Origin of the sequence: Vibrio jasicida CAIM 1864 = LMG 25398, from assembly GCF_000400365.1 — a bacterium.
GTDB lineage: Bacteria > Pseudomonadota > Gammaproteobacteria > Enterobacterales > Vibrionaceae > Vibrio > Vibrio jasicida.
The window spans coordinates 1-17,245 of the sequence record NZ_BAOG01000039.1 but is presented as its reverse complement, the minus strand read 5'-3'; the positions used below and the strand labels follow the sequence as shown (position 1 = coordinate 17,245).

Annotated in this window: 13 protein-coding genes; 8 read left to right on the top strand and 5 right to left on the bottom strand. The window is 42.9% G+C overall.

Annotated elements, in window-relative coordinates:
* Window positions 1–330 precede the first annotated feature (330 nt).
* Window positions 331–1,764, top strand: coding sequence for an FAD-dependent oxidoreductase (locus VJL_RS11015; protein WP_038877898.1), 1,434 nt, complete (start codon window positions 331–333; stop codon window positions 1,762–1,764).
* Window positions 1,765–1,816: 52 nt separating this feature from the next.
* On the opposite strand, the gene VJL_RS11010 is transcribed toward VJL_RS11015, so the two are convergent.
* Genes VJL_RS11010 through VJL_RS11000 form a run of 3 tightly spaced genes read right to left on the bottom strand, consistent with a single transcriptional unit; the run spans window position 1,817 to window position 4,187 of the window.
* A complete protein-coding gene (locus tag VJL_RS11010; RefSeq protein WP_038877896.1) occupies window positions 1,817–2,752 on the bottom strand; it encodes a 5-oxoprolinase subunit C family protein in 936 nt (311 codons plus the stop codon).
* Entirely contained in the window at window positions 2,749–3,432 is a 684-nt protein-coding gene (locus VJL_RS11005; RefSeq protein ID WP_038877894.1) for a 5-oxoprolinase subunit B family protein, read from the bottom strand. Before VJL_RS11005 ends, VJL_RS11010 begins: the two co-directional genes overlap by 4 nt.
* Window positions 3,432–4,187 carry a 5-oxoprolinase subunit PxpA gene (locus VJL_RS11000; protein ID WP_038877892.1) on the bottom strand — a complete coding sequence of 252 codons (756 nt, stop codon included), beginning with the start codon at window positions 4,185–4,187 and terminating at the stop codon, window positions 3,432–3,434. The genes VJL_RS11005 and VJL_RS11000 overlap by 1 nt, the downstream gene beginning before the upstream one ends.
* A gap of 289 nt (window positions 4,188–4,476) precedes the next feature.
* On the opposite strand from VJL_RS11000, the gene VJL_RS10995 reads away from it, so the two are divergent.
* Window positions 4,477–6,435, top strand: coding sequence for a diguanylate cyclase domain-containing protein (locus tag VJL_RS10995; RefSeq protein WP_038877890.1), 1,959 nt, complete (start codon window positions 4,477–4,479; stop codon window positions 6,433–6,435).
* Window positions 6,436–6,489: 54 nt separating this feature from the next.
* The gene (galE, locus tag VJL_RS10990; RefSeq protein WP_038870736.1) at window positions 6,490–7,506 is read left to right on the top strand and encodes a UDP-glucose 4-epimerase GalE; all 1,017 of its coding nucleotides are present in this window, start codon (window positions 6,490–6,492) and stop codon (window positions 7,504–7,506) included.
* Window positions 7,507–7,982: 476 nt separating this feature from the next.
* Here the strand turns inward: galE and VJL_RS10985 are convergent, their stop codons facing one another.
* Complete coding sequence (locus tag VJL_RS10985) at window positions 7,983–10,154, bottom strand: TonB-dependent hemoglobin/transferrin/lactoferrin family receptor (RefSeq protein WP_038877888.1); 2,172 nt, start codon at window positions 10,152–10,154, stop codon at window positions 7,983–7,985.
* A 235-nt stretch (window positions 10,155–10,389) separates the two neighbouring features.
* On the opposite strand from VJL_RS10985, the gene VJL_RS10980 reads away from it, so the two are divergent.
* Entirely contained in the window at window positions 10,390–11,277 is an 888-nt protein-coding gene (locus VJL_RS10980) for a LysR substrate-binding domain-containing protein (protein WP_038877886.1), read from the top strand.
* A 156-nt stretch (window positions 11,278–11,433) separates the two neighbouring features.
* Here the strand turns inward: VJL_RS10980 and VJL_RS10975 are convergent, their stop codons facing one another.
* Entirely contained in the window at window positions 11,434–14,067 is a 2,634-nt protein-coding gene (locus VJL_RS10975; protein WP_038877885.1) for a bifunctional acetate--CoA ligase family protein/GNAT family N-acetyltransferase, read from the bottom strand.
* 236 nt (window positions 14,068–14,303) lie between these two features.
* On the opposite strand from VJL_RS10975, the gene VJL_RS10970 reads away from it, so the two are divergent.
* The 4 genes from VJL_RS10970 (at window position 14,304) to yciH (ending at window position 16,842) form a co-directional block, all read left to right on the top strand.
* Window positions 14,304–14,873: an SPOR domain-containing protein gene (locus VJL_RS10970; RefSeq protein WP_038870728.1), complete on the top strand. Its 570-nt coding sequence runs from the start codon at window positions 14,304–14,306 to the stop codon at window positions 14,871–14,873.
* Between the two features lie 151 nt (window positions 14,874–15,024).
* Complete coding sequence (locus VJL_RS10965) at window positions 15,025–16,014, top strand: D-alanine--D-alanine ligase (protein WP_038877884.1); 990 nt, start codon at window positions 15,025–15,027, stop codon at window positions 16,012–16,014.
* Between the two features lie 128 nt (window positions 16,015–16,142).
* Complete coding sequence (locus VJL_RS10960; RefSeq protein ID WP_038870724.1) at window positions 16,143–16,526, top strand: DUF3319 domain-containing protein; 384 nt, start codon at window positions 16,143–16,145, stop codon at window positions 16,524–16,526.
* Between the two features lie 4 nt (window positions 16,527–16,530).
* Entirely contained in the window at window positions 16,531–16,842 is a 312-nt protein-coding gene (yciH, locus tag VJL_RS10955; protein ID WP_038870723.1) for a stress response translation initiation inhibitor YciH, read from the top strand.
* The last annotated feature ends 403 nt before the right edge of the window (window positions 16,843–17,245 follow it).

Sequence of the window (17,245 nt, the reverse complement as noted above, 5' to 3'; positions counted from 1 at the left end):
AAGCGCTCTATGACAGTTTTATTTTAGTTATCCACAAAAACAGTGGATAACTTTTTGGATAACTGAAGTGGTCGAAAAGTAGGGTGTTTCCGCAGGCTTTACACCATGGGTGTTGGAGCAAAATTATTATGCACATGCCCCTAAAAATTCGCTTTCTCAACAACCTCGTCAAGCATTTTTTTTCGAAATTTTTTGCTCTTAAAAGTAACTTTTGACGTATACCGTTAACAAATGCAAACCCATGAACTTTTTGTGATTTTAATCATGCTCAAAGGCGAGTAGAATCAACATTAAGTAAAGATTTCTCCTTATAAAAATTTCAGTGAAGCAATGAAGTCTGAGTTTCCAAATCGTAAAGATAAACATATCGCAGTAATCGGTGGTGGCGTTGCAGGGGCAACCGCTGCTATCCATTTTGCAGAGCTAGGTTTTCAGGTATCAGTGATCGAGAAGGGTGTTTCGCTCGTTAATGGCCCACCCATCTGTCATTTACATGCTGGTGGTAACCTATATCGGGAAATTTCTGAGCAACAGTGCCTAGATCTTTTAACGCAGTCTATTGATACAATTCGTTTGTATCCTCACTCATTGAATATTCGACCAACCGTCATTGCAGTACCTCACTCCGATGGTGGAGACCCTACTACGCTCATCCCTCGTTTAGAGACCATCAAAAGCGCCTATCAGTCTCTTGTTAAGCAAGACCCCCGAAATCAAGTTTTGGGAGATCCAGAAGCGTATTACAAGCTCTATTCAAAAGAAGCGTTATTAGCTTTAGCTGACGGTATTCAACCAGAGAACCCTAAAACGATCGATGAGTGGTGTATTCCATTTGCACAACATGCTGATCTAGACACGTTGAAGTACCCAGTGGTCGCAGTACAAGAGTATGGTTGGAGTGTTTTCCGATTAGCTGCTGTTGCCAACATGACGCTGGCACAGCTTCCGAATGTTCAGGTATATACTCAAGCTGAGCTGAAAGATGCGGCATGGAATGGTGATACATGGTCGTTATGCTTCCAACAAGACGGAATAGATAAGCAATTGTATTGCGACTATCTCATCAATGCTTGCGGCTTCGAAACCGGTGAAGTTGATGATTCCATCGGCGTAAAACGAGATCGACTTGTTGAATTTAAAGCGGCTTATGTGACTCGTTGGGAAGCGAGTCATCAGCAGTGGCCAGAAGTTATCTTCCATGGCCCTCGGGGAACAGACAAAGGTATGGCGCAACTGACGCCTTACGGTAACGGCTACTTTCAATTGCATGGTATGACGAAAGGCATCACATTGTTTGATGATGGTTTGGTCGAGAGTAGTGCTGAGTCTGCGCAACCGGTGTTACCAACACGCTTACTTTCTAAGATACGCAACGGTTGGCGGCAAGAGGTTCTTGAAGAGCGCACTGACAATGCGATTCAGCATATGGCGCAATTTATTCCAGATTACAATACCGCGATAAAAGGTGGTAAAGCTTTATTTGGTGCTCAGCAGATACCGGGCACTGATCCTGTGCTTCGTGCTGCTGATGTTACGTTTGAAGATAACCATTATGCACGTGTTGAGGTGGTTAAAGCCTCATCGACCTTACTAGCAGCGCAAAAAATGGCGCAATACTGGTTTGATATCGAGCCAAGTAGCCATGTTGAGAGTCAACATCCTGATGCGGTCAAGTGGACCGCAGAAGAAGTCGAACAGTTTGCTATCAAGCTCACTCAACAACGTGGTTACCCACAAGCATTAGCTGAGCGCTACGGCATGTAAATTTGACTTTACTGCAAATATCCTCATGGATAATGTTTAACGAAGTTAGGGCTCAGTACCCGAAAAACTGAGCCCACTGACACCAAACATCCTGCAAGCCTTTTCTATCTCCCTTAACAAAACTCACTGCTTGACCTGGCTTTGCTTGTGCTAAGCGAGGTAAATCAATTCTCGCAACGCAGCCAAATTTTGGATACCCCCCAATTGTTTGGTGATCATTCAGCAACACGATGGGATTACCATCATTTGGGATTTGAATTGAGCCTAGTGCAATGCCCTCAGATAAAATACCGTCATATGGCGGCATGATCGTTTTGCCTTCCAATCTATAGCCCATACGGTTTGAATTCGTTGAAATCGAAAAACGACTGGAATAGAAATCGTTGACAGATTGTTGGGAGAAATCTTCGTGTTGATAGCCTTCGATCACTCTTAGCTTAATCGGTAGGTTGTAATCAGGTTTGAATCGGAACGTCATCTGCTTAGGTTTAGTATTCGGCAGTGAATGAGGGTGACATTCAACGATATCACCAACTTGAAGCGCTTCACCGTTTCCTTGCAAACCTCCGAGCCCCTCACGAACGACCGTTGAACTGCTACCAAGATGCGTACTGACGCTAAAACCACCTTTGACTGCTAGATAAGCGCGCAGTCCATTTTTTGCCATACCAAATCGAAGTGTTTGACCTTTTTTTAATGTGAAATCAGACCAATTGGCGATAGGTGAACCTTCAACAGAAGCATTTAAATCCCCACCACAAATTGCTAGGTGACAATCCGATAATGCTATAAAGCTCGCGTTACCGAGAGTAACTTCGATGACTGAGCAATTGACAGGGTTATTGAGTAGATGATTAGACCAACTGTATGCGTAATCATCCACCGGCCCACCTTGAGTGATTCCGATATGAGCTAAGCCAAAGCGTCCAAAATCTTGAATCAGAGAGAGCGCCCCTGGTTTTTCTACATATAATCCTATTCGACTCATAGAATACCTCCTAAGTTGAGGAATTCTTGTTTTGATATTGCACCAAATGTGACCTTGTCTCCTACTTCGAAAGGGATAAAGGGAGGGGTATCCACAAAGAGGGAAATAGGGGTTCTGCCGATGACGTTCCAACCTCCAGGGCTATCAGAAGGATACACCGCTGTTTTAGAGTCAGCGATTGCGACACTTCCAGCAGGAACGTGCGTTCTTGGGGTTTGATGCCTTGGTATTTGAATGCGTTCTGCTACGTCAGAAAGGAATGCAAAGCCAGGGGCAAACCCAATTGCAGAGACAGTATAAACCACTTGCGTGTGCTGTTCGATAAGCTCTGTCAGCGTTAACCCTTTGAGTTCAAACCGCTTAAGATCAAGAGCTGTTTCTTCCGAATAGTAGACTGGGATAGAAATGTAATTTGGCTGTTTGTTGTCCATGGACTGAACGTCGAAACGAGAGATGAGATGTTGAAGCTCATTTAAAATCGACGCTTCTTGAATTCGAAAGGGCAAATAATCTATCAAGATGGTGCGGTAAGATGGGACCACGTTCATGACGATCATATTTAACTTGTCAACAATCTGATGTGCGAGTTCGCCAATGTGCTCAACGGTAATAGGTTCTTCGAAGCGAATAAGAATACTGCACTCTGATATCGGTGAGATAGAAAACTGCCCTTGATTCATTAATTTCCTCCAGTGTAGAGACTCTGACGTATTTTTTGTATCAACGTGATCGATTCTTCATTGTCTCCATGTACGCAAATGGTATCGGCCTCTAAGAGAATGTATTGGCCTGAAGCCGTTTTTACTCTGCCTGATTCTGCCAGCATTTTAACTTGCTCAAGAATGGCGTGTTCTGTGTTTAATACCGCCTTAGGGTGGGTTCTAGGAGTGAGTAAACCGTCGTCTTGATAACGTCGATCTGCAAACGCTTCAAAGAGCAAAGGAACATCGAAATCATCAGCAATCTCAAGGTATTTTTCATTCTCTTGTGAAGCAAGGATCATTAAAGGGACTTTGAACAATGCGGCCGCTTTGACTAAGGCCAAGAAAACACCGTCATTTGCCATCATATCGTTGTATAACGCACCATGAGGTTTGATGTAACCAATGTCGGTGTATTGCGCTTTGCACAGTGCCTGCAGCGCGCCAACTTGATAAATCACCATGTTGGTAATGTCATCGTTGTTCATAGCCAAACTACGACGGCCAAAGCCCTGAATGTCGGGATAGCCAGGGTGAGCTCCAATTTCTACGTCGTGCTGGTTGGCTAGGGTAATCGTATCATGCATGACATTTGGGTCGGAGGCGTGGAATCCGCACGCGATGTTCGCCATATCAATATGTGGCATAACCGTTTCATCGGCGCCCATTTTCCACGATCCAAAGCTTTCGCCCATATCGCAGTTAAGTGTCAGTTGCTGTTTATTCAATGTCATACGTTTCTATAAATCCGAACTATGCATGTAAAATGCAGGAAAATACGTTTAAGTTCAGTGACTAACTTCATTTTTCAGGTAGAAGACTAGCAGATGATAATCGATAAAGATCGTTTAGTAATTTGAAATGATCCGAAGTTTCAAGAAAATCATGTTTTATCAGTCTAATATCTGAGAATTACAGGTTCATTTCATCGATTGTCGTGTTAGTCTTGACTCTTCTTTTTGTGTGATAGCTTGCATAGCAACCATTGTGTCTTTTGGGTTGTCTTTTGCGACAGGAATATATATGTCAATACGAGCAAAGCTAATATGGCCGATACTCGCTTTCATCACGGTCATCTTTGTTACATCTCAGAGTTACACGTCATACATCACGTACCAGTCCGCCAAACATGAGCTCGTTGAGCAGACGAAAGTTCTTATTAATGATGTCGCTCATTCCATTAAAGATGCGCTCGCCACAAAGAACAAGCAAAAAGCACAAACCATTTTGGCTGATTTTTTGATGGAGCCAAACGTATCACTCGTCAAGTTGTATGACAAAAACAATCAGCCGTTTGCCGTTTTTGCGCTTGATGGCTTTTCTGCACCGAGCCCCTCAGTTAAAGAGCGCAGCCGTTTGCATTCCTTAGGGTATGCGTTATCGGCTCATTTCCTTTATGTATTAGAGCCAATTATTCATGAAGGGCAAGTTATCGGTAGTATTCGTGTAACGTTATCTCAATTGCCGATGATGCAAGTAAGAGATGCGCTGTTACAAGATGGCTTATTGTTCTTGGTTATTCTCTTCGCTGGTGGTGTGACTTTTTACTTTGGTGTCGAACGACGAGTTCTTCGTCCACTGATTGAAGTGAACAGAGCATTACAGGATTTTGCTAACGGTCACCATTTGAGCGGACGTATCAATCATCGAGCAAAAGATGAAGTGGGGGATCTCGTTGCTTCATTTAACCTCATGGTCGATAAGCTACAAAAACGTGAGAAACAGCGTAAACATACATTAGATATACTTGAGCGCCGTAAGTCGTTTTCAGAAGAAGTGATTGACTCGATTCAATACGCGCTCATTGTGACGGATAACTTAGGAAGGGTCATCCATTGCAATAAGATGACTCACCATATATTTAAAGAAACGTTCCATAATTTGGAAACGGCGAACATCTGCGACTTGATTAAAACCAAAACACCCAACGAACTTAGTCAGATTCTGAGCCGCGGATTAGAGTGTGATGATATACATCTACAAAGTGATTTGAACGAGCAACAATTGAGCCTTACGAGTCGACGTCTATCCAAACACGGATATTTGTTGTTTGCGATTCAAGATATAACCGCCATCGAAGAGGCGATGAATCGTCAAAAAGTTGCAGGACGTGTGTTTGAGAGCAGTCAGGATGGTTTGGTGGTTCTTAATCACTTAGGCATTATTACGATGGTAAACCCCGCCGTCACGAAACTGACCGGCCTTGAGATGGAACAGTTGATTGGAAAGCCGTTTATCAAATCGATTCGTTGGCGCAAGTTACAAGCGATGATGCCAAGCATTTTAGAGTCGATCGAAAACTATGGCATGTGGCAGGGGGAAGTCATTGAGAAAAACCACAACGGGCAACTCATTCCTCTGTTTGCAAAAGTAAATCGCATTGTGAAAAGTGAAGATAATAATGCGTATGATATGGTGATCATCTTGACTGATCTTTCGAGCGCAAAGGAAATGGAAAGGCTTGAATACCTTGCTCATCATGACGCACTTACCGGCCTTGCTAATCGTTCCAAATTTCACTTGGAGCTGGAAGAATTGGTACAAAGATCAGGCTACTTACGAGATGAATTTGCGGTACTTTATCTCGACTTGGACGGTTTTAAAGCCATCAACGATACTTACGGGCATGATGCCGGGGATGAAGTGCTTAAGCAAGTTGCTGAGCGTATGACGTCCACCACGCGACACAGCGATCTCATTGCGCGATTGTCTGGTGATGAATTTGTGATGTTAGTGAATCCTGCAAATCAAAAAGCAGTGACACGCATCGCTGAACACTTACTCGAGAGTATTTGTGCGCCGATTGAATACAGAGGCTCCTTACTGAAAGTCGGTGTCAGTATCGGTGTTAAGTTGGTCGGTGTGAATGAACGCGATGCCACAAGAATATTGAAAAGCGCCGATACGGCCATGTACCAAGCAAAGAAAGCGGGTAAAGGCCAAGCGATTTTAATGGGTTGCGAATCCCCAGAGACTGTTTAAAAACGGGCTAGAAACCTTTAAACTAGCCCGATTCGCGTCAGAAGGAATGATAAAATGAAAGTACTTGTTACGGGTGGTATGGGCTACATTGGCAGCCACACTTGTATTCAAATGATCGAAGCTGGTATGACGCCAGTTATTCTCGATAACCTTTACAACAGCAAACCGACAGTACTAGAACGTATAAAGAAAGTTTGCGGTGTGACACCTGTATTTATTGAAGCGGATATTCGCGACAAAGCCTCATTAGTCGATGCGATGAAGACGCATAACATTGAAGCAGTGATTCACTTTGCCGGTCTCAAAGCGGTGGGTGAATCTGTAGAGAAACCATTAGAATACTACGACAACAATGTTAACGGTACGCTCGTATTGGTCGATGCCATGCGTGACGCTGGTGTGAAATCTATCGTGTTTAGTTCATCTGCAACGGTATATGGCGATCCTGCAACAGTGCCAATTACAGAAGATTTCCCAACAAGTGCAACTAACCCTTATGGTCGCAGTAAGCTGATGGTCGAGGAATGTTTAACTGACTTCCAAAAAGCGAACCCTGACTGGAGTATCACGTTGCTGCGTTACTTCAACCCAGTAGGTTCGCACCCAACAGGTGAGCTTGGTGAAGACCCACAAGGTATTCCAAATAACTTGATGCCTTTCGTCTCTCAAGTTGCTGTAGGTCGTCGTGAATTTTTGTCGGTATTTGGTAGCGATTACCCAACAAAAGATGGTACGGGTGTTCGTGACTACATCCATGTTATGGACTTGTCTGACGGTCACGTTGCGGCATTAGACAAAGTAGGTAACAAAGCAGGCCTTCATATCTACAACCTAGGTACAGGTAATGGTTATAGCGTACTGGAAATGGTGAAAGCGTTTGAAGCTGCTTCTGGTAAACCGGTTCCATTTAAGCTGGTGGATCGTCGTCCTGGTGATATTGCTGAGTGTTGGGCTGACCCTTCAAAAGCAGCGAATGAGCTGGGTTGGAAGGCAGGGCGAACACTTGAAGAAATGACAGGTGATACGTGGCGTTGGCAGTCAAATAACCCACAAGGTTACCCAGACGCCTAAAAGTGACAATTTTACAAAATAGTAACAAAAAGGTGCGTTATCGCACCTTTTTTGATCTAAATCGGAAAAAATCGTAAATTTGTGGTTAAAAGGTAGCACGTAATTATAGAAGTGCTAAACTATGCCCGACTCTTAATTTAGGTCGTAAATTTTCTTTAAACTATTCGGGGTAGTTCATGGAACTTGGTTTAATCATCGCATTCATCGTTGCTGCAGCAGTTATGGTGAAGAAAGAGATGGCAAAACAATAATCTTTCATTTTTCATTCTTTTCTTAACATTTTAGAAATGAAAGTACTGGTAAAAAGTCAGCATAATGCTGGCTTTTTTGTTTTTGTAGTGCGGAAGAAATGTTTTACTTAGAAAAGTCTGTAAAGCATCAAAAATGCGTTAAACCTGCAGCCTTTAAGGGTTTACATAGAATAAAAAAGCGCCTGACATTGTCAGGCGCTTTTCATTATATCGCTAAAAAGTAAATTAGAATTGGTAGTCTACAGATACACCCCAGTTACGGCCAGGTTGGCTGTAAAAATCGGTGTTGTCGGTGTTATCAAGGCCGCGAACGTCTTGGTATGTCCAATATTTCTTGTCGAACGCATTGAACAAACCAGCCGATACTGTCAGGTCTTTCACTGGCATGTAGTAAGCGGTAATGTCCATTACACCGTAACCTGATGAATCAATTTGGTCTTCATCAGACCAGTCATCTTTCTTCGCCGCAAGTTTTAGTGAGGCTAGTGCACCAAAGTTGTGCTCAACATTGTCGTAGCCTAAGCCAATGACTGATGAAAGCGGTGCTACAGAATCAAGAGGTTTACCTGTCGACTTGTCTTCGCTGTCTAGGTAAGTCACAGACAGTTTAGTGTACATACCTTTAGGCGCTGAGAAGCTTTCATCTAGCAGTAGAGTTGAACTAAATTCCACACCAGAAATATCCACCTCGTCACGGTTTACGATGGTGATACGATCTTTGTTTGGGTCGATGCTTGGCAGGTCTTCAGCGTCAATAAAGTCTTTGTATTGCGTGATAAAACCGGTCAATTCAAACTGAGCAAAGTCGTTTTGACCTCGGAAACCGATCTCGTATGAAAGGCTCTTTTCCGCTTCTAGATCTGGGTTTGGAACGAATTCAGCACCCGTGTCGTATTCGTAGTAAAGCTGCTCGACCGTTGGCGCTTTAAAGCCTTGGCTGATTTGAGCAAATGTACTTAGCTTATCGTTAATGTGATATACCGCACCCAGTTTACCCGTCCAAGCATCGTTGCTGTTTTTCTTACGTTCAGTTGTGAAGCCTTCATCTGAAGAAGGGTCAGCTTCAAATGAGTCATAACGAATACCAGCGTTAAGAACAAGCGTATCTTCTAGTAAGAATGCGTTGTTTTGAAGGAAAACGCCCCATTCAGTTACTGTTGCGTCTGGGATAGTGGTTGAACCAGGTTTTGTTGTGCCATTGTCATGGAAGATATCAACGTTAGTCAGCTGAAAATCAGTGTGTACAGAGTTCAAACCGTAGGTTAGCTCATGAATAGCATTGTCCATGGTAATCACTTTATCGAACTGTGCATCAAACTGGAGCGATTTATCTTCAGCTTGGCGCAGGCGAGTTCGGTCACCTTCGTAACCAATGTAGCCTAAATGATCAGTCACGTTAGAGAAGTTAGAGTTTTCGCTTTCTGTAACCTGATAGTTCAAGTCTAGCTTCATTCCGTCGAAGGCTGGGTTAGCTTTCGTTAACTCGTAGTTAATGCCGTAGCGCGTACGTGTCGTCTCATCACTGCTTTTTGCATCAGCATAAGTGACACCAGGCATAGGGCCAAAGTTTAGTGTGTAGTTACCACTGCGATTGTTTTCATCGTACTGGTAATTGTAACGCTCAAAGACGAGACCAATTTTGTTCGTATCATTTAGTGTGTAGTAGGCTTTAGCAAGAATGTTGTTTAGGTCTTTGTCTGCAGGGTTTTCTAATCCGCGATCACTACCATCAATATCAGAACCGTCACCGTACGTTTGTCGCTCGCTACCTGTAGCGTATGTACCCATTAATAGCGTTTCAAGGTTACCTTGGCGCATTGCCCAAGTTAATGTGTTCTTGAATTGCTCATCAACAGAGTAGTAGCTTGATTTAATACCAAAACGGTTTTCATCACCGTCTGTTTTCAAAACGTCTGATGGATCTTTCGTCTTTAGAACAACCACGCCACCCATTGCATCTGAACCGTAAAGGGTTGAAGATGGGCCTTTGTTGATCTCGATACTTGTGAGTGTATCAAGCTCAATCGCGTTTGGATAAATAGCTTGTACAGCGCCACCACCTGGGTTGAATGGAGTGGCTTGCTGAACACCATCAACAACGATTTTAACTCGATCGCCTTCCATGCCTCGAATGTTAAAGCCAGAGATGCCAAAGCGACCTGAAGTGGTAGCTTCAACGCCCGGAGTGTATTGAACTGCATCATACAGATCTTTAGAAAGAGAACGCTCGATATCTTGAGAAGATACCGATTCAACAGAAGCTGAAACATCATTGATGTTTTGCTCTGTACGGGTAGCGGATACAACCACTTCATTAAATGTTGAAGTATCATCTGCGTAAGCACCTTGAGAAAGGGCAACTAGAATAGAGGCTGACAAAATTGATTTTTTATACATTGGCTTCAATACCTTAAATCCATAATAGGCAATAACAACGTGCGGTATCTTAGTTTATCTAAATGGTAATTACTATCATTACCATTGTTATTTAATATTGTTTTTGTCAAAAGTAATTTGTGCTACGCCAAAGGTAGTCTTTAATTATCAATCTGTTATATTGTTTAAAGTCATTTTTTAACATGGTATTTCAAATGCCACTACCGTGATTAAAATCACATAAAAGGAAGTTCATGTGCAAAGCCCAATCACTTTAGAAGCACTTCATATCCTCGATGCGATTGATAGAAGGGGGAGTTTTGCTGCCGCTGCGAACGAGCTGGAACGAGCTCCTTCTTCTCTCAGTTACCAGATCCAAAAGCTTGAACAAGACCTTGATATCATCATCTTCGATCGTTCAGGGCACAAAGCACATTTTACAGAAGCCGGGAAACTGATCCTTGAAAGTGGTAGAGCAATTCTTCAAGCAAGTGAAAAGTTAGTAAATGATGCGACCTTGCTGGCTAACGGGTGGGAGTTGGACATTACTGTCGCTTTTGATGGCATCATTCCCATTTCCAATTTTTTCCCGATGGTGGATGCTTTGGCCAATGTGAGTAGTACGAGAGTGCGCTTGCAAGAAGAGATACTTGCGGGTAGTTGGGAATCATTAAATACAGGCAGAGCTGATCTATTAGTGTGCCCAGCACTTGATACACTTCCTCATGATGTGAAAGCGGAAAAGATCGGCAAAATGAGCATGGTTTGGGTTGCCGCGGCTGATCATTACGTACATAAGCGCAATGGCGATTTCGATGATGCGGCGAGAGAAAAGTACCGAGTGATAGCAATCGCCGATACGGCAAGAGAGCAACCAGCGCTGTCTATCAATGTTATGCAAAAGCAGCCCAGGCTGACAGTGACCAACTTTCCTGCAAAAGTAGAAGCATTGGCTTCTGGACTGGGTATAGGGACGCTTCCTAGTCAAGTCGCACAGAGTATGATTGAGAGTGGGCTACTAAAACGTATCGAAGGTACTGAAGAGCAACCCATCGAGATAATCCTTGCTTGGCGCAGAAACGCCATGGGAGAAGCGAAGTCATGGTGCGTTCAGTATTTGAAGAAAAACTGGAAATTAAAGTGACATTGTCACGCTTATGGCTAATAACGCAGACGCATAGAAATTAATAGGGACGCGCACAACGTCCCTTGTTTTTTCTGTCAGATTCGAGGTTTGCTGTGCACATACTCTATCCGCTGTGACAACTTTGAGCTCTTAAACCATATCGGCATAGCAAGGCTAATTTAATGGCAAAACCATGTCTGCAGTGCCATCAGCAAACTGAACATCAAGTTCGAAGCCTAAACTTTGTGCTAGAGAAAGCATGCCTCGGTTAGTCGGCATTGTCATTCCTGACATCTGTTTGGTCCCTTTGACTTGACAATAACTAATGATTTTCTGCATCAGAACTTTACCGAGCCCTTTACCTTTCAAGTCAGACCGAACCAATATTGCAAACTCAGCATCGCTATTGTCAGGTGTAATCAACGCTCTTGCTACACCGATGATAGAAGGTCCATTCTCATCAAAAGCAACAGCAACAAACGCCATTTCACGGTTGTAATCAATCTGAGTTAGATTCGCAAGCGCTTCATGATTAAACTCGCCAACGTCCGAGAAGAAGCGATTGTACAAGTCTTCCTTTGACACACTATTAATAAACTGTGCATGGATGGGTTCATCTTCTGGCAAGATTGGGCGAAGTAAGATTGGTTGCCCATCTCTTAACGTGACGGTTTCCACAAACTCAGCAGGGAAAGGGCGGATAGCCAAACGTTCTTGAGCATCCCCTTGGTACTTCCTGAGCGTTAAGTCGGCATCAATGATGGTAAAATCACTACCTGATGCAAGTACTGGGTGAATATCCAGTCTTTCTATTTCAGGTAGCTCAACCGCCATTTGTGAGATTCGAACTAGGAATTTAGACAACTCGGTAATGTCGATGGCATCTTTGTGTTTTTGTAATCGTATTTTGCCAGATTTGAGTGCTATCACGATTAAGTAGCGTGCCAAATTCATATTTAGAGGAGGCAAAGCGGCAACAGCATCTTGGGTGATGTTCCAATCTGAACCGCCTTGACCAAGCAGAATTACGGGCCCAAATACGCTGTCTACTACAATACTTACCCGCAGTTCTTCCGCACTACCAAGCTTAGCCATGCCTTGTACGAGAAGACCCTGAAGGTTTGCAGATGGATAACTCAGTTTCGCTGTATCAAGGATTGCTTGTGCTGCACTTGATACTTCTTGGCTGTTCCTTAGGTTCAACGCAACGCCATGAACATCAGATTTATGAGGAATGTCGGGAGAACGCAGTTTTACTGCTACTGGATACCCAATATTTTCTGCCATATGAAGCGCTTCTGTTACATCAGAGGCAATCCAAGTCGGTAGCATCTTAAAGCCAAACTGTTCGAATAATGGACTTGTCTGGTGCGTATCGAGAACTACTGATTTTTTATCCAGTAGTTGGTCATTAACCCAATCACGGGCAAGATTGACGCTGCCTGAGTGCAGTGGTTCTGCCGTCGTTGGTGTTTCCATCAGCTGTTTTTGGTTGCGTCTGTACTCGACTAAGTGCATGTATGCGACGACCGCACTCTCAGGTGTACGGTAGGTGGGAATACCGGCCTGAGTAAACGCCAAACGTGCTTCTCTAGAGGTTTGTTCGCCAGACCAATTTGTCAGGATATTGAAATGCTTGTGCCTTGGGTGTGCTTGAATCGCTTCAATAACGGCATTCGCGGTATCCAATGAATCTGATACCGCTGAAGGGCTGTGCATGATCAAGATTGCATCAGTACAATCATTATTCATGATGGCATTGATCGTATCGACATAACGCTTTTTCGTCGCGTCTCCAGCTAAGTCGATAGGGTTGATTCCTCGCCAATTACTGGGCAAAGCGGCTTGTAATTGGTTGATTGACTCTTCATCAAGAGAGGCGAGTTTTCCCCCAAGTTCTAGTAACGTGTCAACGGCCATCACTGCGGGCCCGCCACCATTCGTCACAATGGCGAGGCGCTCTCCGCGAAGTGGCACCGAATGAGTGAGCGTCTCTACAGCTGCAAACAATTCATGTGTATTGCCAACGCGCAACATACCAGTTCTACGTATCGCAGAATCATAAATGATATCTAACGCATCGATGCTTTCTTCATCTAAAGAGCGAGCTTGTTTAGAGCGGCCAGCTTTTAAGACCAAAATTCTTCGGTTACGTGAGGCAGCTCGAGCAGCGGACATGAAACGTCGAGCATCTTTAATTGAATCAACGTAGAGCAAGATTGCCTCGGTTTTTCCATCCATACTTAAATAGTCGAGAAGTTCCGCAAAATCGATGTCTTGACCTTGTCCAATAGAAATGAAGGAAGAAAAACCGATGTTCTTGTCGTTGGCCCAATCAAGAACGGTTGTACATACTGCTGCCGACTGTGAAATAAAAGCTATCTTTCCTGGTCGTGCAGCAACGGGAGAAAAAGAGCAATTGAAGTTATGCCAAGGCAGAATAATGCCAAGACTATTTGGACCTAAAACACGAATATTCAGCTCTGAAATATCGATGCTTTCAGCGTCGTCAGAAATAACAATAGCGAATGCAGTACCACGAGCATCAAGGTCTTTTAAAAGCTGTTTATTACGAGAAACGTTTGTACAGAGGATCGCGATATCAGGTGTATAGGGTAGGGAAGCTACGTTCGGATAAGCAATGACACCAGATACCGACTTGTATTTTGGTGTGACTGGCATTATGGCACCGCCAAAACCACTTTGGAGTAAATTACGCATCACAATTTGCCCAGCTCGCAGCTCTTTTTGTGATGCGCCGACCACTGCAACAGAATTCGGTTTGAAGAGTTTTTGTAGTTTGTTCATTGTTACTCCTTGGCCATAGACGTCGAAAGCGAGTGGTTAGTCCTTATACAATCATAAACGAATAACTTTCTGTTTAAATATGAATAAGCCAGACATTGGTGCAAATCTAAACCATGCTTGTAGAGTTTGTGTCACTCATCACATCAAATTCAAAGATTATTGTGTTTGGTGCTTGATAAAATAGCCTGCTATCGGCATGATTTATCGTAATATTTGTTCAGAGCGTTTGTTACTTCATGAAAAAAATCGCAATCATCGGCTTGTCAGTACTACTTTCTGCTTGTGCCTCGGAAACTTACATCACTGACGTGACATCAGAAAGTTACCAAGAAGACTACCAATCTCAGGCTGTCTCTAAGCCAATTATGTCTTCTGAAAACGCAGTGGTAGAAAAAGACGTAGAGCCTACCGTTGTCAAAATGACTGCGAAGCCAGAAGAGAAGAAGGTGGTTAAATTAACCCCTAAAGATCAAGCGAAGCCAGTTAAGATCATTCCACCAAGTAAAAAGCAAGCGAGCATTCAACGCTTTGGTTACACCATCCAAGTTGTTGCCGTCGGCAGCCAAGCGAAAGTAGACCAATTCGCGAGCAAGCTTCCACAGAACAGCCAACCTATTTGGGAAAACTACAAAGTAGTCAATGGCACTAAGTGGTTCTCAGTGCTTTACGGCGATTACGCAACTAGCGCTGAAGCACAACAAGCAATATCGACGCTTCCTGGGCATTTTCAGCAGTTGAAGCCATTTGTTAAGAGTATCGATGCCATTAAAAACTCGGCATACCCAACACTTAATAAACTCAACTAATAACACAAAAAGAAGGGAGCAAATTGCTCCCTTCTTTCTTTGGTTAAATCCTATTCAAACAGCATTCTTCACAGTAAAATTACTGTACGTAGCTAACCAAAAGTTTATCATACTGAATAGTATCTTTTTAAAATCACGGAAAGATTGATTCATGATTAAAAATATTCTTCTTTTATGCGGTGGTTGTTCATCGGAACACGAGATCTCATTATTGTCTGCAAACTTCGTCGAGCAGCAATTAAATTTGATTGAAAACGTTAAAGTAACGCGCGTAGAAATCAAAAATGAAGGTTGGGTAACAAACCAAAATGAGTTGGTTTACCTAGACTTGAACACAAAACAACTTTGTTCAGATACTTCGAGTTTAGCCGTCGATTTTATCGTTCCTTGTATTCATGGTTTCCCTGGTGAAACTGGCGATATTCAGTCCATGTTTGAAATCGCAGGCATTCCATACCTTGGTTGCGGTCCTGAGGCGAGCAGCAACAGCTTCAATAAGATCACATCTAAGCTTTGGTACGATGCAATTGGTATCCCAAACACTCCATACTTATTTCTGACTCGTAATGATGAATACGCCCACGAGAAAGCGCAACAAGCATTTGATAAATGGGGAAAAGTGTTTGTCAAAGCTGCTCGTCAAGGTTCTTCTGTTGGGTGTTACAGTGTCACTGAAAAGTCAAAATTACGACAAGCAGTCAACGATGCCTTCGGTTTTTCTGAGCAGGTGTTGATTGAAAAGTCAGTGAAACCACGTGAGCTTGAAGTCGCAGCTTATGAGATGGGTGGCCAACTGCACATTACCAAACCAGGTGAGGTAATCGCGCCTGATGGTGCCTTCTATTCTTACGATGAGAAGTACAGCAGTGCGAGTCATTCGCTGACAGAAGTTGAAGCAAAGAACTTAACAGAAGAGCAGGTGGATGCGATTCTTGAAGCTTCACAGACAGTCTTTAAGCAAATGAATCTTCGCCATTTATCGCGTATCGATTTCTTCTTAACGGAAGACAATGAAATCTATTTGAATGAGGTAAATACTTTCCCAGGTATGACGCCGATCTCGATGTTCCCTAAAATGCTGCAAAATAATGGTCATCAGTTCCACGAATTTTTAGCTGATTGTATTAATACTGCAAGCTAACTAACGTTACCGTCATTCGTTTTGTGGTAGAAATAAGAATAACCGAACTTTTGTAAGGCATTAGTGTTTGAATATTGTTCGGTTATAATTATGATTGTATCAAAGCATTAGATAGATGGCTCAGTGGTATGGCAATTTCAAATTATAGAGGTTTTAACCTGCAATCAGGCGGATCCGATGGTAGCGTTTGGAAGGTTAAAATCAAAAACCACGTTTTACAAGGCAGTTTAACGGCGGTAAAAAAGAGCATTGATTGGTGGTGTGATACCGCGTCTATTATCGACCCCAAAGAGTTTTCTTCTTTAGGTCAACGAACGCAAAGCACCGGCAACCCTCAATCTGAAGTATTTAATGGCTACACGATAAAGAACGATACAGGAGAGCCAAATGCTTGGTACTGTATGTTCAATGGCAAGTTGATTAAAGGTGCGAAAGCCGCAATTCAACGTCATATCGAAGCGTATTTAGTTGCAAAGCAAAAAGCGATGCAAGCACAACAGCAAAAGAAATAAGAGTATGTCTCTCGTATATTCAACAGAAACTGGTCGAATCAAACCTGAAGAAGAAAAAGTCGAACGTCCTAAAGGCGACGGTGTTGTTCGTATTCAACGACAAACTAAAGGTCGCAAAGGAAAAGGCGTTTGTATCGTCACAGGTTTGGATTTAGATGACGCTCCGCTAAAGTTGTTAGCCGCAGAACTGAAAAAAGTGTGTGGCTGCGGTGGTTCAGTAAAAGATGGAACCATTGAAATTCAAGGTGATGCTCGTGATAAAATCAAAGCTCATCTTGAAAAGAAAGGCATGACAGTTAAGTTGGCCGGCGGTTAATTTAAACTAAGCAAAAAATTTTAAAGAGCGTCTCAAACAGACGCTCTTTTTGTATCTGTGGTTTGTGTCCGCAAAAGTTGTAATGCGTATGAAACATACCAAAGAACAAGCAACGATTAGTAAGCTAAAAGACAAACGAGCTAATAGCAGAGCGAGCAATCGTAGATTGATAGATCCATATTAGCTATTTTATGGTAAATCACCATTATGTTTAATGAACCTAACAAACGATGTCTGAATTTGAAATCTGAGAGGGATAGGAGACCCATGTAAACAAGATTTGGCGTACGTCTATATTGCATTTAACATAACACATATAATGCGCACTAAGGTGCGGTAGGTTTAAGGTTGTGAGCAATATAGATAACGACAGCTAAAACCCAACAGCCAACAAACAATAAAA